At 63.5% G+C, this 19,300-nt stretch carries 20 protein-coding genes; 9 read left to right on the top strand and 11 right to left on the bottom strand.

The window, feature by feature from the left end; genetic code table 11:
* Positions 1–36 precede the first annotated feature (36 nt).
* The 3 genes from KO539_RS20575 to cydX are packed head-to-tail and all read left to right on the top strand — an operon-like array spanning position 37 to position 2,921.
* The gene (locus tag KO539_RS20575) at positions 37–1,614 is read left to right on the top strand and encodes a cytochrome ubiquinol oxidase subunit I (protein ID WP_219311332.1); all 1,578 of its coding nucleotides are present in this window, start codon (positions 37–39) and stop codon (positions 1,612–1,614) included.
* Between the two features lie 13 nt (positions 1,615–1,627).
* On the top strand, positions 1,628–2,782 hold the full coding sequence (gene cydB, locus KO539_RS20570; RefSeq protein WP_219311330.1) for a cytochrome d ubiquinol oxidase subunit II: 1,155 nt from the start codon (positions 1,628–1,630) through the stop codon (positions 2,780–2,782).
* A 22-nt stretch (positions 2,783–2,804) separates the two neighbouring features.
* On the top strand, positions 2,805–2,921 hold the full coding sequence (gene cydX / locus KO539_RS20565; protein WP_034757467.1) for a cytochrome bd-I oxidase subunit CydX: 117 nt from the start codon (positions 2,805–2,807) through the stop codon (positions 2,919–2,921).
* 67 nt (positions 2,922–2,988) lie between these two features.
* On the opposite strand, the gene KO539_RS20560 is transcribed toward cydX, so the two are convergent.
* Positions 2,989–3,201 (bottom strand): hypothetical protein, encoded by a 213-nt coding sequence (locus tag KO539_RS20560; protein WP_035817803.1) that lies wholly within the window; start codon positions 3,199–3,201, stop codon positions 2,989–2,991.
* 125 nt (positions 3,202–3,326) lie between these two features.
* Positions 3,327–3,506, bottom strand: coding sequence for a hypothetical protein (locus KO539_RS20555; RefSeq protein WP_099379565.1), 180 nt, complete (start codon positions 3,504–3,506; stop codon positions 3,327–3,329).
* Between the two features lie 164 nt (positions 3,507–3,670).
* Between KO539_RS20555 and KO539_RS20550 the strand changes: the two genes are divergently transcribed.
* Positions 3,671–4,390, top strand: coding sequence for a hypothetical protein (locus tag KO539_RS20550; RefSeq protein WP_219311328.1), 720 nt, complete (start codon positions 3,671–3,673; stop codon positions 4,388–4,390).
* A 60-nt stretch (positions 4,391–4,450) separates the two neighbouring features.
* On the opposite strand, the gene KO539_RS20545 is transcribed toward KO539_RS20550, so the two are convergent.
* The 3 genes from KO539_RS20545 to KO539_RS20535 all read right to left on the bottom strand — a co-directional run bounded on the left by KO539_RS20545 (position 4,451) and on the right by KO539_RS20535 (position 5,964).
* The gene (locus KO539_RS20545) at positions 4,451–4,840 is read right to left on the bottom strand and encodes a hypothetical protein (RefSeq protein ID WP_219311326.1); all 390 of its coding nucleotides are present in this window, start codon (positions 4,838–4,840) and stop codon (positions 4,451–4,453) included.
* A gap of 124 nt (positions 4,841–4,964) precedes the next feature.
* Positions 4,965–5,339, bottom strand: a complete 375-nt coding sequence (locus tag KO539_RS20540) for a DUF1294 domain-containing protein (RefSeq protein ID WP_035817813.1) — start codon at positions 5,337–5,339, stop codon at positions 4,965–4,967.
* Positions 5,340–5,397: 58 nt separating this feature from the next.
* Complete coding sequence (locus KO539_RS20535; protein WP_219311325.1) at positions 5,398–5,964, bottom strand: methylated-DNA--[protein]-cysteine S-methyltransferase; 567 nt, start codon at positions 5,962–5,964, stop codon at positions 5,398–5,400.
* A 94-nt stretch (positions 5,965–6,058) separates the two neighbouring features.
* On the opposite strand from KO539_RS20535, the gene KO539_RS20530 reads away from it, so the two are divergent.
* Positions 6,059–6,808: a nucleotidyltransferase domain-containing protein gene (locus KO539_RS20530; protein WP_219311323.1), complete on the top strand. Its 750-nt coding sequence runs from the start codon at positions 6,059–6,061 to the stop codon at positions 6,806–6,808.
* Here KO539_RS20530 and KO539_RS20525 read toward each other — a convergent pair.
* Positions 6,805–9,039, bottom strand: coding sequence for a TonB-dependent siderophore receptor (locus tag KO539_RS20525; RefSeq protein WP_219311321.1), 2,235 nt, complete (start codon positions 9,037–9,039; stop codon positions 6,805–6,807). The genes KO539_RS20530 and KO539_RS20525 overlap by 4 nt on opposite strands.
* Before the next feature lie 310 nt (positions 9,040–9,349).
* Here KO539_RS20525 and KO539_RS20520 point away from each other — a divergent pair, with 310 nt between their 5' ends.
* The gene (locus tag KO539_RS20520; protein WP_219311319.1) at positions 9,350–10,222 is read left to right on the top strand and encodes a hypothetical protein; all 873 of its coding nucleotides are present in this window, start codon (positions 9,350–9,352) and stop codon (positions 10,220–10,222) included.
* 3 nt (positions 10,223–10,225) lie between these two features.
* Here the strand turns inward: KO539_RS20520 and KO539_RS20515 are convergent, their stop codons facing one another.
* The 4 genes from KO539_RS20515 to KO539_RS20500 all read right to left on the bottom strand — a co-directional run bounded on the left by KO539_RS20515 (position 10,226) and on the right by KO539_RS20500 (position 14,048).
* Positions 10,226–10,624 (bottom strand): bacteriohemerythrin, encoded by a 399-nt coding sequence (locus tag KO539_RS20515; RefSeq protein ID WP_034757497.1) that lies wholly within the window; start codon positions 10,622–10,624, stop codon positions 10,226–10,228.
* 298 nt (positions 10,625–10,922) lie between these two features.
* Positions 10,923–11,078 (bottom strand): hypothetical protein, encoded by a 156-nt coding sequence (locus tag KO539_RS20510; RefSeq protein ID WP_158300157.1) that lies wholly within the window; start codon positions 11,076–11,078, stop codon positions 10,923–10,925.
* 151 nt (positions 11,079–11,229) lie between these two features.
* Positions 11,230–11,415 (bottom strand): hypothetical protein, encoded by a 186-nt coding sequence (locus tag KO539_RS20505; RefSeq protein WP_099402374.1) that lies wholly within the window; start codon positions 11,413–11,415, stop codon positions 11,230–11,232.
* A gap of 110 nt (positions 11,416–11,525) precedes the next feature.
* Positions 11,526–14,048 carry a sulfite reductase flavoprotein subunit alpha gene (locus tag KO539_RS20500; RefSeq protein WP_219311318.1) on the bottom strand — a complete coding sequence of 841 codons (2,523 nt, stop codon included), beginning with the start codon at positions 14,046–14,048 and terminating at the stop codon, positions 11,526–11,528.
* A gap of 195 nt (positions 14,049–14,243) precedes the next feature.
* On the opposite strand from KO539_RS20500, the gene KO539_RS20495 reads away from it, so the two are divergent.
* The 3 genes from KO539_RS20495 to KO539_RS20485 all read left to right on the top strand — a co-directional run bounded on the left by KO539_RS20495 (position 14,244) and on the right by KO539_RS20485 (position 17,622).
* Positions 14,244–15,344 (top strand): branched-chain amino acid aminotransferase, encoded by a 1,101-nt coding sequence (locus KO539_RS20495; protein WP_219311316.1) that lies wholly within the window; start codon positions 14,244–14,246, stop codon positions 15,342–15,344.
* A 68-nt stretch (positions 15,345–15,412) separates the two neighbouring features.
* On the top strand, positions 15,413–16,129 hold the full coding sequence (locus KO539_RS20490) for a hypothetical protein (protein ID WP_219311314.1): 717 nt from the start codon (positions 15,413–15,415) through the stop codon (positions 16,127–16,129).
* Between the two features lie 77 nt (positions 16,130–16,206).
* Positions 16,207–17,622 carry an MFS transporter gene (locus KO539_RS20485; RefSeq protein ID WP_219311312.1) on the top strand — a complete coding sequence of 472 codons (1,416 nt, stop codon included), beginning with the start codon at positions 16,207–16,209 and terminating at the stop codon, positions 17,620–17,622.
* Between the two features lie 10 nt (positions 17,623–17,632).
* Here KO539_RS20485 and KO539_RS20480 read toward each other — a convergent pair whose 3' ends face one another.
* Positions 17,633–19,267: an acyl-CoA synthetase gene (locus tag KO539_RS20480; RefSeq protein ID WP_219311310.1), complete on the bottom strand. Its 1,635-nt coding sequence runs from the start codon at positions 19,265–19,267 to the stop codon at positions 17,633–17,635.
* Positions 19,268–19,300 lie beyond the last annotated feature (33 nt).

Below are 19,300 nucleotides of genomic sequence, written 5' to 3'. Positions count from 1 at the left end.
AGTTTACACACAGTAGGGAAACACCAAGGAAATCATATGGACTTCGATATTGTCGCTTTATCCAGACTGCAGTTCGCGCTGACAGCTCTGTACCACTTTATATTTGTTCCGCTGACGATCGGCCTGTCAGTGATCCTCGCCATCATGGAGACGGTTTACGTGATGACGAACCGCCCCATCTGGCGCGACATGACCAAGTTCTGGGGTGTCTTGTTCGGCATCAACTTCGCCATGGGCGTGGCGACGGGCATCGTCATGGAATTCCAGTTCGGCATGAACTGGAGCTACTACAGCCATTATGTGGGCGACATTTTCGGCGCGCCGCTGGCCATCGAGGGTTTGATGGCCTTCTTCCTGGAAGCGACCTTCGTCGGCCTGTTCTTCTTCGGCTGGGACAAGCTGTCGAAGCGGGGCCACCTGGTCACGACCTGGCTGGTGGCCATCGGTTCGAACTTCTCGGCCCTGTGGATTTTGATCGCCAACGGCTGGATGCAAAATCCCGTCGGCGCGGCCTTCAATCCGCAAACCATGCGCATGGAAGTGACGGACTTCGGCGCCGTGCTGACGAACCCCGTGGCGCAGGCGAAATTCGTGCACACGGTGTCGGCCGGTTACACGGCGGCGGCCATCTTCGTGCTCGGTATTTCCGCCTGGTATCTGCTGAAGGGCCGCCACGTGCAGCTGGCCAAGCGCTCGATGACGGTGGCCGCCTCGTTCGGCCTGGCCGCCACCTTGTCGGTGGTGGTGCTCGGTGATGAAAGCGGCTACCTGTCGTCCGAACATCAAAAGATGAAGCTGGCCGCCATCGAGGCCATGTGGACCACGGAGCCGGCCCCGGCCGCCTTCACGGCCATCGGCTTCCCGGACGCGAAAGCGCGCGAGACGCATTACGCCGTGCACATCCCGATGGTGATGGGCTTGATCGGCACGCGTTCGCTGTCGACGGAAATTCCCGGCATCGAGCAACTGGTCGACCGTGGCGAGCTGCTGATCAAGGATGGCATCAAGGCGTATGACGCGCTGCAAACCATCCGCGGCGTGGCGCCAGGCGCCCCCGTGCCGCAGGACGCGAAGGATATGTTCGAGTCGAAAGGCCAGTCCATGGGCTATGCCTTGTTGCTGAAACGCTATGTCGACGACCCGCGCCAGGCCACGCCCGAGCAGATCCGCAAGGCCGCGCTCGATACCGTGCCGCCCGTGGGGCCCTTGTTCTGGTCCTTCCGTGTGATGGTGGGCCTGGGCATGTTCTTTATCTTGCTGACAGGTACGTTCTTCGTGCTGTCGACGCGCCGCACCCTGGACAAGCACCGCTGGTTGCTGAAGCTGGCCGTGTTCGCCATCCCGCTGCCGTGGGTGGCGATTGAGGCGGGCTGGATCGTGGCTGAAGTGGGCCGCCAGCCGTGGGTCATCGAAGGCGTGCTGCCAACGGCCGTGGCCGTCTCCAACCTGGGCGCTTCGACCCTGTTGATCACGATTGCCGGCTTTGCCGCCATCTACACCGTGCTGCTGATTATCGAAATGAAGCTCATGCTCAAGGCCATCCGCAAGGGGCCGGAAGAGAAGGCGCCGGCCCCCGCGCCTGCGGCCGCAGCCATTCATACTCAACGCGCCTGAGGAGGGCCAGACCATGATTTTGCATGAAATGATTTCGTATGAAACCCTGCGCCTGATCTGGTGGCTGCTGATCGGCATCCTGCTGGTGGGCTTTGCCATCACGGACGGCTTCGACCTGGGCACGGGTATTTTGCTGCCTTTCGTCGGCAAGACGGACCTGGAACGCAGGGTCGTCATCAACAGTATCGGTCCCGTGTGGGAAGGCAACCAGGTATGGCTGATCCTTGGCGGCGGCGCCATCTTCGCCGCCTGGCCGCAGCTGTACGCCGTCTCGTTCTCGGGCTTTTACCTGGCCATGTTCGTCATCCTGGTGGCGCTGATCGTGCGTCCCGTGGCGTTCAAATTCCGCAGCAAGCGCGAAGACCCGCGCTGGCGCGCCCGCTGGGACGCGGCCCTGTTCGTGGGCGGCTTCGTGCCGGCCCTGATCTGCGGCGTGGCGATCGGCAACGTGCTGCAAGGCGTGCCGTTCCGTTTCTCGCCAGACATGCACATCTTCTATGACGGCACCTTCTTTGCGCTGCTCAACCCGTTCGCGCTGCTGTGCGGCCTCGTCTCGGTCGCCATGCTGGTGATGCACGGCGCCACCTGGCTGCAGCTGAAAACGGACGGTGCCGTGGCTGAACGGGCGCGCCGCTACGGCAGCGTGGCGGCCATCGCCACCGTCGTGCTGTATGCGGCCGCCGGCGTGGCCCTGTGGCTGTGGGTCGATGGCTACCGCGTCACCAGCGCCGTCGTCGTCGACGGTCCGTCGAACCCGATGCTGAAAACGGCGCAAGTGCACGTGGGCGCCTGGTTCCTCAACTTTGCAGCCCATCCGTGGACCTGGATCGCCCCTGCACTGGGTCTGCTTTGCCCGCTGCTGGCCTTCGCCTTCCAGCGCGCGCGCCGCGAAGTACCGGCCTTGCTGGCCAGCGCGGCGGCCATCGCCGGCATCATCCTCGGCGTGGGCGCGGCCATGTTCCCGTTCATCCTGCCTTCGTCGATCGACCCGCGCGCCAGCCTGACGGTGTGGGATTCCTCGTCCAGCCACATGACCCTGTTCATCATGCTGGTCGTCACGGCCGTTTTCATTCCCCTCATCGTGGCGTACACGACGTGGGTGTATAAAGTGCTGTGGGGTAAGGTTGACGGCAAAGCCATCGAAGACGACAGTGGTCACGCCTACTAAGAATTTACGAAAGGATATAACTATGTGGTATTTCGCCTGGATACTGGGTCTTCCGCTGGCGGCGACCTTCGCCGTGCTCAATGCGATGTGGTATGAAATCGCCGATGGCGACACGACGCCCGAGCAGTACCGCGACTAGGCCAACTGGCCGCAGTACGAACTGAACAGCCCCGCCCGGCGCCATGCCCGGCGGGGCTTTTTGCTTGCTACAGCAAGATGAATTCGCCACGGATGCGCAGTTTCATGCCGCGCGGCGCGTCGGCACCCGCCGCCACGGCCCAGGCCGTGATCCATTGCGCACAGCGTTCCCGCTCGGCGGCATCGTGCAAGCGCTGCAAACGCGCATCGGCCCGGTCGATACGCTGGGCCAGATACAGGCGCTGGTCCATGGGATCCGTCTTTTTGCTGTAATGCTGCATGGCGATTCCTTTCCGCGTGGTAACGTCGTTCGGTCATGGCATAGCCATGTACGCGGGGGCGGGGCGTCCGGATTCAGTTTCAGCAAAAAAAGAAGCCACCGCAAGGGTGGCTGTTGGGGCGTGTATCAGGAAGGTGTCTTGCCGGCTGGCTTTGGGGTGGCAATGGCGATCGGGTCGCTGGCCGGAAAGCTTTCCTTGAGCGCTTCATCGAGTGCTTCCTCGGCATGGCCTTCATTGGCCGGCGTGGGCGAATCGCGCTCCGGTGGCGGGGCGGGTGCGGTGGCGGCGTTGGTGCTCGAATGCATGATGATCTCCTCGCGGTGGTGCGCCATGTTGCCGAGGTGGCCGTGGCGCGTGCTGCTGTTTCCAGCCTAGCACATCGCGCAGGAAGGGCGCGCCGGATGCGCCTGCCGTAGCGATGGTGACGGCGTCTGCTACACTGCGCTCCACATTTATCGATGGAACCGCCATGACCTCCCTATCCCTGCCATACCGCGCCACCGCAATCGAAGCCTGTGCCTGGCTGGCGCAAGAGACGGGCACGCCGTGGACCCTGGCGCGTTTGCTGGAGCAGGGCGGCTTGCCGTTTGTCTGGCTCGATTACAGCGAAGCATGGGCCGAGCTGTTCCATGACGGCGTGACGCGCTATGCGGCGCCCGTCGTGTTTATCGAGGACAAGCAGCACCTGGCTTCGGGTGCGGACGATGTGTGGCTGCGTTTTACGCGCGACTCGGGCAACATCGCCATCGAGCTGAAGGCGCCCGGACTGCGCGTGCCCTTGGACGGCTTGCACTTCCAGGAGCGCGATCTGTTGCGTTTGCTCAAGGAATTGCAGCATCCGCAGCCCGCTGAAGCGCAGGCGGACAAGGCGCCGGTGGTCTTGCCCAGCGCCTTGAAGGGCTTGGGCCGCGAGCAGATTTTGCTGGCCTTTGCCGGCGTGGGCAAGGTCGACCTGGACCAGGGAATGGCCAGCGGCGTGGGCATCTTTGGCGACGATGGCGCGCGCGTGCGCAAGAATTCGCGCGGCGGCAAGAACAGCCACCTGTGGCATCCGGTGACGTTGGCGTTCGGCTTGCACGACGTGCACCGCGTGCCGATGGCGCATCTGAAAAAGGCGTTCGCCACGCAACCTTTATTGCGCGAATGGAAGGCGGACTGGCTGGAATCGCTGCGCCTGCTGGGCGAGTAACAAGATCAATCTAGCCTGCCGCGCCGGCCTCTCGTTTCGGCGGCATCAGCCTTTGCTACTTTATTCGCTCTCCTCGATCCTGCCGCCGCATTGCGTATAGCACGCTCTGTAGTCTGACTCGCATTGCCACGTTCCAGAAGGGCTGGAGGAACAATATTGGCGTTTCTTCGAGCACAGTTCCCGGTCCGCATCGGTTTTCGCCACTGCCAGGCAGATGGAAACCGTACTGACGTTGCGCATCTCGCAAGCTTGTGCCTGGGCTGCAGCAACCTGCTCCTTGCCGGCAATGCATATCTGTTGATTGGTCCCGCAGCTCGTCACGCATTGACGCCCGGCATCCGAGTCCGGCGGAATATAGCGATAGCTTGTGCAGCCCGCCAAGGTAATGGCGAAACAAATCGCTGCGGCAAGGCGGAACAAGAAGGAATGGTGGATTTGCAAAGTACGCATGCTTGAAAAGTATTTTCCCGTGTAAATGAATTAGCTTGAATATCGTGAATATTGATATTCTGACAGGTGATCATTTCAAGAACAATGCGCTGCAATAATTGTTACATCTTGGCGGGACACAGTTTTACAGTTCGATGGGCGCTACTTCCGTGCCGATATCGGGCGCCGCGTAATGCATGCTGAAATACACGAAGGCGCCGATATTGAGGGCGACCGTGATCCAGAACACGATGCGGAACGAGCGCTTGCTGGACTTGTGGCGCAGCCATTGCTGGGCCAGCACGGCGCCAGGCCAGCCGCACAGCAGCCCCAATAGCAGCAGGGTGCGTTCCGAGGTGCGCCAGCGTCCCCCTTTTGCGGCCGATTTGTCGATCGCATAGGCCACGAAACAGCTCAGGCTCAGCACGCCATACACGAGGGCGACGAGGGCGGGGATGTGGAAAAAGAAGGTGGCCAGCAAATACAGAACGACAAAAAACAGGATGACAAGATAGGACATAGGATGTGTTTGCTTGAACGGGGGCGTGAGTATCCCACAAGGGGCACGATGCTGCAGCCTAAAACAAGCAGCCTTGCGCCGTATTGATGGGCACGGCGCGGCGGCGGGCGTGGCCCGTTTTCAGCGTTTCGCGGTCGCTGGACAGGGCGATGCCTTCCAGGGCCAGCAAGGTTTCCTTGGCATGCAGGCCGCCCGCAAAGCCCGTCAACTCGCCCGTGGCGCCGATGACCCGGTGGCAGGGGGCGATGATGGAAATGGGATTCTTGCCGTTGGCGGCGCCCACGGCGCGCACGGCGGCGGGCCGGCCGATCTGGCGCGCGATTTCGCCATAGCTGCGCGTCTGGCCATACGGTATCGTCAGCAGCGCGCGCCACACTTCCTGCTGGAATGGTGTGCCGGCAAAATCGAGCGGCACCTCAAAACGCTGGCGCGTGCCGGCGAAATATTCCCCCAGCTGGCGCGCCGTTTCCTGCAGCACGGCGCAACTGTCACCGACGCGCATCGCGCCCAGGCGCACGCGGTTAGGCTTGTCGTTTTCCCACAGGATGGCGGCCAGCGCCGCGCCGCGCGCCACCAGGGTCAGCTCGCCCACGGGCGAGGGCACCACGATGCAGTCGTATTCCATGTCTGTTCCTTGATCGGAGAGCGCCAGTGTAGCAGGATGGCGGCAGTGTGCATATTGCGTGTAGGATAGGGTTTTTCGGCACGGAGAACTGGCTTTGACGACGATTCCCAGCTATGACGATATCCGCGCGATTGCCGCGCGGCTGGTGCGGCAGCGCTACCCCACGGCCGTGGCGGCCATCATCGGCGGCTCGTTCGCCACGGGCCGGCAGACGCCCAGTTCCGATATCGACTTGCTGCTGCTGTTCGACCACGTCGATTGCGCCTGGCGCGATACTCTTGTAGCCGAAGGGCGCACGGTGGAACTGTTCGCGCACGACGTGGCCACGTTCACGTATTTTTGCAAGGAAATCGATGCGCCAGGCGGCACGGTGCCGCTGGCGATGATGGTGCTCGAAGGCGAGAACATCGCCGCGCCCGGACCGCAGCACGCGCAGTTGCTGGCGCTGGCGCAAGCATTCGCCGCCGCCGGGCCGCCCGTGCTGGACGTCGACAATTTACTGCGGCGCCGCTACGCCATCACCACCGCGCTGGAAGACCTGGTCGACAGCCAGCACCCGGGCGAGGCGCTGGCCGTTGCCTGTCAGCTGTATCCGGCGCTGGCCGACCTGCACTTGCGCGCGGCGGGTGAATGGAGCGGCGAGGGCAAGCACCTGTTTCGCCGCCTGCAGGCCTTCGACGCCGCCATCGCCGACCAGCTCGATGGCGCGCTGCGCCTGGTCGCCAGCGACTTGCCGGCCGGGCAGCACGCGTTCGAGCAAGTCGCCGCCGCCGTGCTGGCGCCCGTGGGCGGCCCCTTGCTCGAAGGTTTTACCCTGCCCGCGCCCGCGCACTGGCGCGCTTAAAACGCCGTGCGCACGGCCAGGCTGATGTTGCGCGGTTCGCCCCAGAACACGCCGTCGAAGAAGCCCACGTTGCGGTAGTACTTTTTGTCGAGCAAGTTATTCACGTTCAGCTGCACGCTGGCGTGGCGGTTGAGCGCATAGCTGGCCATGGCGTTGAACAGCGCGTAGCCCGCTTGCGGGATATTCGTGATTCTGCCCGAGGGCGGGCGGCCGTACCACGATTCGCTGTAGGTGGCGCTTTGTGCCGTCATGCTGGCGCCCGCCCTCAAGCCGGCCAGCTGGCCATCGAAACGGTAGCTGGTGGCCAGGCGCAGCAAATGTCGCGGCTGCGTGGTGGCGGCGCGGCGGCCATCGGCCTCTGCCGCGTGCAGATAAGTATAGCCGCCGCTCGCTTCCCAAGCCGGCGTGATCTGGCCGGAGACGTCGAACTCGACGCCCTTGGCAGTCACGCCGGCGCCGTTGGCCACCATGGCCTGGCCGCCGTCGGGCAGCAAAAAGCCGGGCGGCACCGTGCGGTCGAGTTCCGCCAGATTCTTTTTCTTCGTGTGGAACAGGGCGGCCGAGGCGTTCAGCTTGCCTTCATAGAACTCCCCCTTGATACCCAACTCGGCATTGTCGCCCGTTTCCGGCGCCAGGAACTTGTCGTTGCGGTCCTTGCTCGATTGCGGGTTGAACAGCTGCGTGAAGCTGGCGTAGGCCGAATACTGCTTGTTGATGTCGAACACGGCGCCCACGTAGGGCGTGACCTCGTTGCGCGTTTCCACGAAGTCGCCGCTGCCCGTGTACACGCCTTGCGTGTTGTAATCGCGTGTATCCGTGCGGTAAGTGCTGCTGCGCGCACCGATGATCACATGCAGCGGGTCGGCCAGGCTCAGGCGCGTGGCGACATAGCCGCCCGCCAGGCGCGTGACGGTTTCCGAGTGCGAGCCGTCCGGGTGGAACACGGGGCGGGGAATGTTGCCTGTCCAGCTGCGGTAATCGGGGATAAAGTCCGGGTAATTGATTTCCGCTTCACCACCCAGCGAGCGCGAGCGCTGATTGCCGCCGTTCCAGCCGACGATGGCCGTGTGCTTGCGTCCCAGCAAGGTGAAGGGACCGCTGGCGTACACGTCGAAATTGTCGCTGTTCTTCTTGCCTGCGCCCCAGGCGCCCGTCCATAGTTTCATGCCTTCGCCGGTGGCGGGATCGGGATAACCCTTGCCTGCATAGAGAACGGTGGTGCGGTTCGTGCTTTCCGTGCGCGCATAGCCGAGGTGCATATTCCAGTTGCCGGGCAGGCGCTGATCCAGCGACGTAAATACCGTGTGCTGCTTGTTGGCCCAGGTGCTCCATGGCGTCGTCCAGCTGGTATTGCGTGGCAAGTTCGCCAGACTGCCGTCCGCGTTCCAGTAGGGCACGGCGCCCCAGGTGGCGCCTGTGGGTTGGTTGTCCTGGAAATCGACGCCGGCCGTCAGCAGGGTGCCGGGACGCACGTCCGCCTCGACGATGAGCATGCCGACCGTCTTGCGCTCGTGATACATGTCCAGGTAGGAGTCGCGTTTTTGCCAGGCCAGGGCCGTGCGCGCACGCACGCTGCCTTCCGCGTTCAGCGGCGTGGACAGGTCGGCTTCGATGCGCTGGTCATCCCAGCGGCCCATGATCAGGCCGGCGCTGGCCTGGAAGGCTTTCGTGGGCCGCTTGCGTATCATGTTGATGGTGGCCGAAGGGTCGCCTTTGCCGCCCATCAGGCCGGTGGCGCCGCGCACGACCTCGATGCGGTCGTACAAAATCGTGTCTTGCAATGGCGCATTGCCGCCGCGCGCCATGCCATCGATCTGGATATTGTTGATGCCGAAGCCGCGCGCATAAAAGGTCGTGCGCTCCGTGTCATTCTGGCCCACCTGGATGCCCGTCGTCTGCGCCAGCGCCTGGTCCAGCCGCACGGCGCCCAGGTCGTCGAGCAACTGGCGCGTGATGACGCTGACCGATTGCGGTGTCTCGCGCAGGGACAGGTCCATGCGCGTGGCGCTGCGCGTTTCGCCTGCCGTGTACGACTGCGTGCCTTCCGTGGTGGTCATCGACTGGCCCAGCACCGTGACGGCCGGCATGGTGACGTCGGCCGCGGCGGCGTCGGTTGCGTGTGCCGGCAAGACCACGCCGGCGGCAAGGCTCAGCAGAGCGATGTGTAATAAACGGGGCAGGGGGCGCAAGGCGGGCTGGCGCGAAGAAGAGACGATGGTGATCGATTGCATAATTTTCCTGGAGTATTTTTAGTCGTGTGTGTTCCTATCTCGTCTGGCGAGGTGCGCAGTAGCTGGGGGGATGGCGTGACGCTGGCCCGTGGTCTGGCTTGGATAGCAGTTCCACCCGCGCCTGGCAGTGGAAAGATGAGCATGATTCCTGTCACATTTGTGAATAAGAATCATTATCAATATAGAGGACATTTGCCAAATAATCAAGCGTTCGCACCAAAAGAGTGCAATTGGGGCTATGGCGCGCATCGGCTGGCCTTCTGCGATAATGCAGGCGCTGATAAAATATTTTCCTCATTGAAAGAAATGCATGCGTACATGGATCGCTTGTGCCGGATGGTTGTGTGTCGTGTCGCTGGGCCAGGCCCAGGAGCACGCGCCGCCGCCGGCTGTTCCCGCGCCGCTGCAGAGTGCCAGCGTGCCGCCCGCCGCCGCGGTCGTATCGCCACCTGTATCGCCGCCCGTTGCGCCGGCCGCATCCGCAGCATCAGCGCCAGAGGTAACGGCGAGCGCAGAGGACGCCTTGCCGTCGCAAACGGTGACGATCACGGCCAGCAGCGACGCCAAGGCGCCGCGCGTGCGCTTCACGGCGTATCGCGAAAGTTATCTGACGGCCAGGAAAGTGTGGCAAGTGTCGAGCGGCAGCGTGGTGATGGCCCTGCGCCTGATTCCTGCCAAGCTGAGCGCCACCATTGACGACGTGCGCGTGGCCTTGCAAGGCAATGGCGCGCCCGTGCCAATCAAGGTGTCCAGCGGCGGCGTGTTTGTCGTGCCGCTCAACGATGACATCGCCGCGCAGGACGGCACTTTCCTGGTGAACAAGGGCAGGGGCGAGCTGACGGCGAATATCGTCCTCCAGCCGTCCGTGGCGCGCGATGCGTGGAACGTCACGCGCGTGGGGCAAGTCTTGCAGGACGCCCGGCGCGCCGTGCGGGCCATCACGCCGTGGTACAAGCGGCCGTTCGCCAGCGACGTGCAATCGCTGGCCTTTTGCGCAGCCGAGCGGGGCAGCGCCTTGCGCTTGATGGATGGCGAGCAATTGATTGCCACCTTGCCCATGAACGAGGCGGCCGTCAACGACATCAACCAGCCCGTGTTTTGCAAGATTTTCGACGGCGAAGACAAATACCCGGGACATTACCGCGTCGTCATGCCCGAGCAAGCCACGGTGCTGCTGCTGTAGCGGCTAGTTGGGCTGGCGCTGCACCAGTTCCAGCGCCGCCGCCAGGGCCAGATCCATGGTGGCCTGGTGGAAGATCAGCCATTGCGGCAAGAGCGACAGCGCATGGCGGCCCTGTTCCAGGTCGCCTTCATCGACGGCGGCCCAGGCATGGTGCAAGCCGCTGAGCACGCGCGCATGCTGTTCCCGGTGGTTGGCCAGCGAGGGAAAGGCGATTTCTTCCATCAAATCCTCTTCCTCGCGGAAATCGCGTTCGACGGCCGCAATCAGCTCGCGAAACGCCACGCTGAAATGCTGGTCGCCCAGTTGTTGCAGGCGCGCGAGCTCCTGAAACAGCGCCTCATGCGCCTCGTCGATGACGGGAACCCCCAGCGCCATCTCATCCTTCCAATGCGATTTACCCATGCTGATGCTCCAGGTTAAGTCCGTCGCGGTGCGAAGCGGACTGTTCCAGTGTGGACGCGGCGAAGAGGGAAATTCATGATCTGGATCAAAAATATGCTGAAGAGGGGGCGAGGAAAACAAGGCAAAAACAAATGGATGAAGGAACCAATTTCCCCTCCGTAATAAAGCGGTTTCAGCGATGCGCCGCGTTACCGAGCGCCGCTGAAAAACGCCGCTGGCAAGGCGCTGTGCCGAAGGCAGTACGAATGTACGACGAGGCACGGTAACGCGGTCAGCGGTGTTTTCTCAGCTGCGCGTCTTATTGCCGAGGCCAATGGCTCCACATGGCATGGGCATCGACATTCGGCACTTGCAGTTGCTGCCCGGCAGACAATTGCATCGTATCCCTCAGCACGAGGGGCGCAAGCAGCAAGGCCGACAAGGCAAGGCAGGCCAGCACTTTGAGCGTCAACATGGTCGTCTCCCGGTGTCCCGGCGGCGGCGCGGGGATGCGGCGCCTGCCGGTCACTTCCTTATGCACTACCATGCTTGCAGTTTAGTTCATCTGGTCGTAACTTCAACTTATTGCTGTGATGCACTGCACCAGTTCGCCTGTTGCCACGGGCTTATTTGGCCTTGCGGCTGCGCCGTGGCTTGCCTGTTGGCGGCAGAAAGGAATCGAACCACACTTGCGTCAGTTGCCGCGTATTTTTCGCCGCCTCGCGCTTGACGGCCGCTGTCGCGTGGCCGCGCGCCGTGTTGGCGATGCGGTTGGCCGCGCTCAGGTACATGCTCATCCAGGGGTTTTTCATGGCTAGCCTCGCAGACGGTGGGGGGAATGTCTCCACTCTATCCCGATGGCTGGCGCCGACAGTGCGCCTGCCCACATAGCCGGGCCGTGCTGGCGATGGGCTGAGGCAGATCAATACACGTCGCGGCGGTAGCGTCCGGCCGCCAGCAGGGCGTCGAGTCCCTCCTGGCCCAGCACTTCTTGCAGTACAGCATCGATTCCTGTGGCCATGCCTTGCAGGCTGCCGCACACGTAGACGATGGCGCCTTGCGCCAGCCACTCGCGCAGTTCATTCGCGCTGGCGCGCAGGCGATCCTGTACGTATTGCCGTGTGCCACCATCCTTGCCATCGCGCGAAAAGACACGGTCCAGGCGTGCCAGATGGCCAGTGTCCAGCCAGCCTTGCAACTCTGCGCCGCAGACGCTGTCAAAAGCTTGCTGGCGCTCGCCGAACAGTAGCCAGTTGCGGGCCAGCCCCGCCCGCTGGCGCGCGCGCAGGTGCGCACGCAGGCCGGCCAGGCCGGAACCGTTGCCGATATAAATGCAGGGCACGTCGACCAGGGCTGGCGCGAAGGCGGGATTGGCTTGCAGGCGCAGGCGGATGGGGCTGCCTAGCGGGGCAAAGCGCGTGAGCCAGCCGGAAGCGAGGCCATGGCCCTGGTTGTCATCGCCCGCATGGCGCTCCTGGCGCACCAGCAATTGCAGTTCGCCATCGGATGGCAGCGAAGCGAGTGAATAGCTGCGTGGCGCGTGATGGGCACTGTCGGGGTGGCTACCGTCGCCATCGCTGCCATCCGCATTGCAGGGAATGATTTCCGCCAGCGCGCCCGCTTCCCAGGTGGCGTCGGCCGGGCCCGTCAAGGTGATTTCATGCAGTTCGCCGCCCAGGCTGCCCGGGTTGAGCAGCGTGCGGCGCGCCAGGCGCCACTCGGCATACGACACTTCTTCCTGCACACCGATGGCGTCGATGGCGCTGCCGCTGCAGCGGGCCAGCGCCTTGGACCAGCCGGCCAAGGCGGCGGGGTCGTGCTTGTCCACCTCGATCAAGGGGAACAGGGAAGTGGCGCCCAGCGCCTGCAATTGTTGCGCCAGCGCATGGCCAAAGCCGCAGAAGGCGCTGTAGTGGCGGTCGCCGAGGGCCAGCATGCCGAATTCCAGGCCCGCCAGCGGCATGCCCGAGGTTTGCTGCAGCAGGCGCGCAAAGCGGCGCGTGCCGTCCGGCGCCTCGCCTTCGCCAAAGGTGCTGGCGACGATCAGAGCTCGTTGGTACTGGCGCAATTGTGCGGGATCAAACCGGTCCAGCGATTGCACGTCGACGGCCACGCCCGCTTGCTGCAGGGCGCGCGCGCTTTCCAGGGCCAGGCGTTCGGCCTGGCCAGATTGGCTGGCGTAGGCGACGAGCGTCGGCAAGCCGGTATTTTGCTTGTTCGCTGCACCGGCGCCCAGCATGGCGCGCTGCGCCTGCACGGCCCGCTTAGCCTTGCGGCGGCCCAGGTACAGCATCCAGCCCGTGATGGCGAACAGGGGCAGACCCAGGCTGGCCAAGGTGACGATGATGCGGCCCGGCAAGCCAAAATACGTGCCCATGTGCAGCGGATAAATGATGTTGACGAGGCGCGATCCCAGCGCCTGCTGGCTGTACGGTTCGTTTTCCGTGAGCGTGCCGTCGGCCGGTGCAATGCTCATGCGGCTGCGCGCCCGTTCGTGCGGCGCATCGCTGGCCAGCCACGTGAATTGCACGGCTTCTCCAGCGCGCGTCGGCAGGCGCACGCTGGCCAGGGTCCAGCCGGCGGCGTGCTGCTGGAAGCTGGTCCAGGCCAGGCTGATGTCGACGGCGGGCGCCTTGCCGCCGCCTTTTTTCGCGGGCGCCTGTGCCATCCTTGGCGGCTTGCCGGCCCAGGCGTCGATGTTGTCGCGCACCACGTCGTAGCTCCAGTAAATGCCCGTCAGGGTCAGCGCCACGTAGACGACCAGGCACCAGGTGCCGGCCACGGCATGCAGATTCCACAGGAAGGAACGGCCTTTCAGGGCGGGATCGAAGGTCAGCCAGGTGCGCCAGTCCAGCGGACGGCGGGGCCAGCGCAGATACAGGCCCGACAATGCCAACCCCAGCAGGCACAGGGCCAGTGCGCCCGCCACTTGCCGGCCCGGATCGCGCGGCAGCAGCAGCCAACGGTGCAGCGACTCCGTCCACTCGAAAAATTCCGCGCCCGCCAGCGCCGGCTGGGTCGCGCCCGTGTACGAGTGCAGGTAGATCGACTCGCCGCGCCGCTGGCCATTCTTCGGCGCGAAGAACAACCGTGGCGCCGCGCCCGCTTCTGCATACATGGTGATCGAGGCCACGCGCTGGCCGTGTTCGGCGGCAGCAATGTTGCTCAGCTGGGCTGGCGTCAGCGGCGCGCGGTTTTCCACGGCGACGTGGCGCACGCCGGGATTCATGAGGTCCAGCAATTCATCCTTGAAGGCCAGGGTGGCGCCGCTCAGGCCGATAATTACCAGCACCGTGCCGGCCGTGATGCCGATAAACCAGTGCAATTGAAACCACACCTGTTTCCAGCTCCAGTGCCAGCGCCGTTGTTGCGGGGCGGCAAGCTGGCGAGTCTGCGGCGCATCGTCGGCGCTGGCGCGCAACTGGGGAAGGGAGGAGGTGGTCATGGCGGCTTTCGATAGCGCCGCCATGCAGTGCGTCAGGCATGGCGGGAAGAAGGAAGGCTGACATTTTAACGCAAACGAGAATCATTCGCAAATGATGGCGCCCTGTTTTCGCGTGGCGGGGGCCATCCCCGTTTGCCTGATCGGGCGTCATAGGCGCTACAATAGGGATACTGTTCACTAGTTCCCATTGCCGCCATGACCACTTCCACACAGAATCTCGTCGTCACCCCATCCGCCCACCCCCTGTCCGACGCCGAGCGCGCCGCGCGCATGGTCAACCCGGCGTTTGGCCGCATCTTTACCGACCACATGGTGGTGATTCCTTACCGCGACGGCAAGTGGCAGCAGGGTGAACTGAAGGCTTACGGCCCGTTGATGCTGGACCCGTCCGCTTCGTCGCTGCACTACGGCCAGGCCATCTTCGAAGGCTACAAGGCGTTTGCTCAGCCTGACGGCAGCATCAAGACTTTCCGTCCGGAACAAAACGCGGAGCGTTTCAACCGCAGCGCCGCGCGCCTGGCCATGCCGGCCATTCCTGTCGAGCTGTTCCTGGAAGCGGGCGACGCGCTGATTGCGCAAGACCGCAACTGGGTGCCGAAGAATACGGGCGAGAGCCTGTACATGCGTCCGCTGATGATCGCCACCGACCCGTACCTGGGCGTGCGTCCATCGGAAGAATACCTGTTCGTGCTGTTCGCCTCGCCAGCCGGCGCCTACTTCCCGAAAGGCGTGAAACCCGTCACCGTGTGGATCAGCGAAGACTTCGTGCGCGCCGCGCCGGGCGGTACCGGTGAAGCCAAGTGCGCGGGCAACTACGCTGCCAGCCTGATGGCCCAGTCGCAAGCGCAAGAGAAGGGCTGCGACCAGGTCGTGTGGCTCGACGCCGTGCACCGCGAATTCATCGAAGAGATGGGCGGCATGAACCTTTTCTTCGTGTATAAAGATGGCGAGAAGATCACCGTCGTGACGCCGGAACTGACGGGCACCTTGCTGCCAGGCATCACCCGCCGCAGCCTGCTGGAAATGGCGAAAGACCTCGGCTATGCCACGGAAGAGCGTAAATTGTCGGTCCAGCAATGGCGCGACGACATCGCATCGGGCCGCATGACCGAAGTGTTCGCCTGCGGCACGGCCGCCGTCATCACGCCCGTGGGCGTGGCCAAGGCAAACGGTTTTGAAATGACCATCAACAACAATGAAAACGGCGCCGTCACCCTGGCCCTGCGCGAAGCGTTGCTGGGCTTGCAGCATGGCACGGCGGCCGATACGCATGGCTGGATGCATAAAGTTTGCTGATGTACACGTTTGACTGATACCGCGCCGGCACCCAGTTGCCGGCGTTTTTATATCTTGAAGGAATTATGATGAACATTCGCTCTGTCTTGCCCGCGCTGGCCGCCGCTTTCCTCAGCCTGTCCGCTGGCGCCGTCCACGCGGCGGACGCCAGCTGCGCCATTCCGCGCAACGTCAGCTATTACGATTACGACGTGAAGCCGTCGGACGAGAAAAACACCTGCTACAAGCAAAGCACGAACGTGCCCACCGATTACTTCATGCTGGCGCTGTCGTGGTCGCCGGGCTTTTGCGACAGCCAGCGCCGCCGTGGCGCCGTGTCGAAAAAGGCCGCCTTCCAGTGCGCCGAGAGCAACCAGTTCGGCTGGATCGTGCATGGCCTGTGGGCGCAGTCGGCCAATCCGGCCACGTGCGAAGATATTTCCGTGACGCCGCCGCGCAAGACGGACATGCACCCGCGCTACTGCAAGGGCAATTTGCCGAAACTGGCGCCGTCGGAGATCCTGCCCTATATGTGCATGCAGCCGGGCGAAGCCTTGCTGCAGGGCGAATGGGAAAAGCATGGCGCCTGCGATTTCGATACGGCCAAGCAGTATTTCGAGAAGGAGCGCGAACTGTTCCAGGCCTTGAAGTTGCCGGATTCCACCATGCCGAAAAACGAGTTGTTCCAGTGGATGAAGCAGCACAACCCGCAATTGAAAGGCCGCTGGCTCGGCTATGAAAAGCACTCGGGCGAGTTGCGCATCTGTTATTCGAAAGATTTTAAAGTGATCGACTGCCAGAAGTAAGCTTGCCTGTCCTGCAGGTTTTTTGCATACATGCTAGTGTATTGCCCGGATCAGCAAGATGAACAGGTAGTGTATTTATGCAGCAGACTAGGCAGCGGCGCACGCAAGCCGTCATGGTAGGCGAGGATGGCTTGCCGCCGGGCGCCCGTTTATGGGCCATGCTGGCGCTGGCCATCGGCGTGGGCATGGCCTCGCTCGATACGGCCATTGCCAACACGGCTTTGCCGGCCATCGCCAGCGAGCTGCACACGACGCCGGCCGCTTCCGTCTGGATCGTCAACGTTTACCAACTGGCCATGGTGGCGACCCTGCTGCCGTTTTCCGCCCTCGGCGAAATCGCCGGCTACCGGCGCGTGTTTATCTCCGGCATGCTCCTTTTTACCTTGGCCTCGCTCGCCTGCGCGTTGGCCTGGTCCTTGCCCTCGCTGGTGGTGGCGCGGCTGTTCCAGGGCATCGGCGCCAGCGCCATGATGAGCGTCAACACGGCGCTGCTGCGCGCCCTGTATCCGAAACACTTACTGGGGCGCGCGTTCGGTAACAATGCGCTGGTGGTGGCCGTCGCGTTCGCCATCGGCCCCACGGCCGCTTCCTTGATCCTGGCGACGGCGTCGTGGCCGTGGCTGTTCGCCATCAATGTGCCGCTGGGCGTGGCCGGCTTTTTCCTCGCCAGCCGCATGCTGCCGGCCACCAAGTTGTCCGGCCACACGCTCGATGCGCGCACGGCGCTGTACAACGTGGGGGCCTTCGGCTTGCTCATTTTATTGTTTGGCGACGCGGCCCATCACGCGTCCAGCGCCGTCCTGCTGGCGGAACTGGTGGCCGTGGCGGTTTTCTTTGTCTTGCTGCTGCGCCGCCAGGCGGAACATGCGGCGCCGATGCTGCCGATCGACCTGTTCCGCCGTCCATTATTCCTGCTGTCGTCGCTGACGGCCATCTGCACGTTCGCCGCGCAGGGGCTGGCCTTCGTTTCGCTGCCATTCTATTTTGAAGTGACACTGGGCCGTTCCCCCGTCGAGACGGGTTTTTTGATGACGCCGTGGGCCGTGCTGGTCGCCGTGATGGCGCCCGTGGCCGGGCGTTTGAGCGACCGTTATTCGCCGGGCATGCTGGGCGGCATCGGCCTGGCGGCGCTGGCGGGTGGCTTGCTGACCCTGGTGTGGATCCCGGCGCACCCCAGCGTGTTTGACATCGGCTGGCGCATGGCCTTGTGCGGCATCGGCTTCGGTTTCTTCCAGGCGCCCAATCTGAAAGCCATCATGGGCAGCGCACCGCCCGAACGGGCTGGCGGCGCCAGCGGCGTGGTGGCCACTTCGCGCCTGATCGGCCAAGCCACAGGCGCGGCGCTGGTCGCCTATTGCTTCACGGTCTCCGCCACCCGGGGCACGACGTTTGCGCTGTGCCTGGCAGCAGGATTCGCCGCCGTGGCCAGCATCGCCAGCTTCTCGCGCCTGGTGGTGGCGCAGCCGGCGTGGCTGCAAGGCAAGCGCGACTGACGGGAACAAATCAGACGTCGATGGCCTTGTCCGACTGCATGCGCTTGCGCAGTTCGAACTTCTGGATCTTGCCCGTCGACGTGCGGGGCAGGGGGCCGAAATAAATGGCTTTCGGCACCTTGAAACCGGCCAGGTTGTTCTTGCAAAAGGCGATCAATTCCGCTTCCGTCACCGTGCCGCCTTCGCGCAGTTCGACGAACGCGCATGGCGTTTCGCCCCACTTTTCGTCCGGCTGGGCGATGACGGCGGCGGCCAGTACTTGCGGGTGGTGGTACAGGGCGTCTTCCACTTCCACGCTGGAAATATTCTCGCCACCGGAAATGATGATGTCCTTGCTGCGGTCCTTCAGCTTGATATAGCCATCCGGATACATGACGCCGAGGTCGCCCGTGTGGAACCAGCCGCCCGCGAACGCTTCCTGCGTCGCCTTTTCATTCTTCAGATAACCCTTCATGCAGATGTTGCCACGGAACATGATCTCGCCGATCTGTTCGCCATCGGCCGCCACGGGCTGCATGGTGTCCGGGTCGAGCACGGCCACGGCGCCTTGCAAGTGGTAGCGCACGCCCTGGCGCGATTTCAATACGGCCCGCTCTTCCTGGCTCAAGGCCGCCCACTCGTCCTGCTCGGCGCAGATGGCGGCCGGGCCATACACTTCCGTCAAGCCATACGAGTGGATCAAGTCAAAGCCCATGGCTTCGATCTTCGCCACCATGGCCGCCGGCGGCGGCGCACCGGCCACCATGCCGCGCACGGTCCAGTCGATTCCGTCGCGCCAGTTGGCGGGCGCGTTGGCCAGGGCCGCGTGCACGATGGGTGCGGCGCAATAGTGGGTGATGCGCAATTCGCGCATCAGGTCGAACACGAGTTTTGGTTCGAACTTGCGCAGGCACACGTTGACGCCGGCGCGCGCGGCCACGGTCCACGGGAAGCACCAGCCATTGCAGTGGAACATCGGCAAGGTCCATAAATACACGGCATGCTTGGGCATGTCCCATTCCAGGATATTCGACAGGGCATTCAATGCCGCGCCGCGGTGGTGGTAGACCACGCCTTTCGGATCGCCCGTGGTGCCGGACGTGTAGTTGAGGGCGATGGCATCCCATTCGTCCGCAGGCGGCTGCCAGTCGTAATCGGGGTCGCCGCTGGCCAGCAAGGCTTCGTAGTCGAGCTCGGCAAATGCGTCCACTTCCGGTCCCAGCACGTCGTTGACCTGGATCACGCGCAAGCCGGGAATCTGCGCCGCCATCTGGCGCGCCAGTTCGGCAAATTCCGTGTCGGCCAGCAAGACTTTCGCCTGGCCATGGCGCAGCATGAAGGTCAGCGAGGCCAGGTCGAGGCGGATATTCAGGGCGTTGAGGACGGCGCCCGCCATCGGGACGCCAAAGCTCGCTTCCACCATGGCGGGCGTGTTCGGCAACATCACGGCCACCGTATCGCCCGTGCCCACGCCCAGCTTGATCAAGCCCGAGGCGAGGCGGCGCGTGCGCGCATACGTTTCTTGCCACGTCTGCCGCACGGCGCCATGTGCAATTGCCAGGCGATTGCCATATACTGCGGCTGCCCTGGCGATATAGTCGAGCGGGGTGAGGGCGGCGTAGTTGGCGCTGTTTTTGCCGAGGCCGGTGTTGAAATCAGCTGTCATGCTTGTCTCCTGGTAAAAGAATCTTGTAGCTCC

It is taken from the genome of Janthinobacterium sp. NKUCC06_STL (genome assembly GCF_019345455.1).
Lineage (GTDB): Bacteria > Pseudomonadota > Gammaproteobacteria > Burkholderiales > Burkholderiaceae_D > Janthinobacterium > Janthinobacterium rivuli.
The sequence above is the reverse complement of the archived record's forward strand: the minus strand, read 5'-3'. Positions and strand labels throughout refer to the sequence as shown.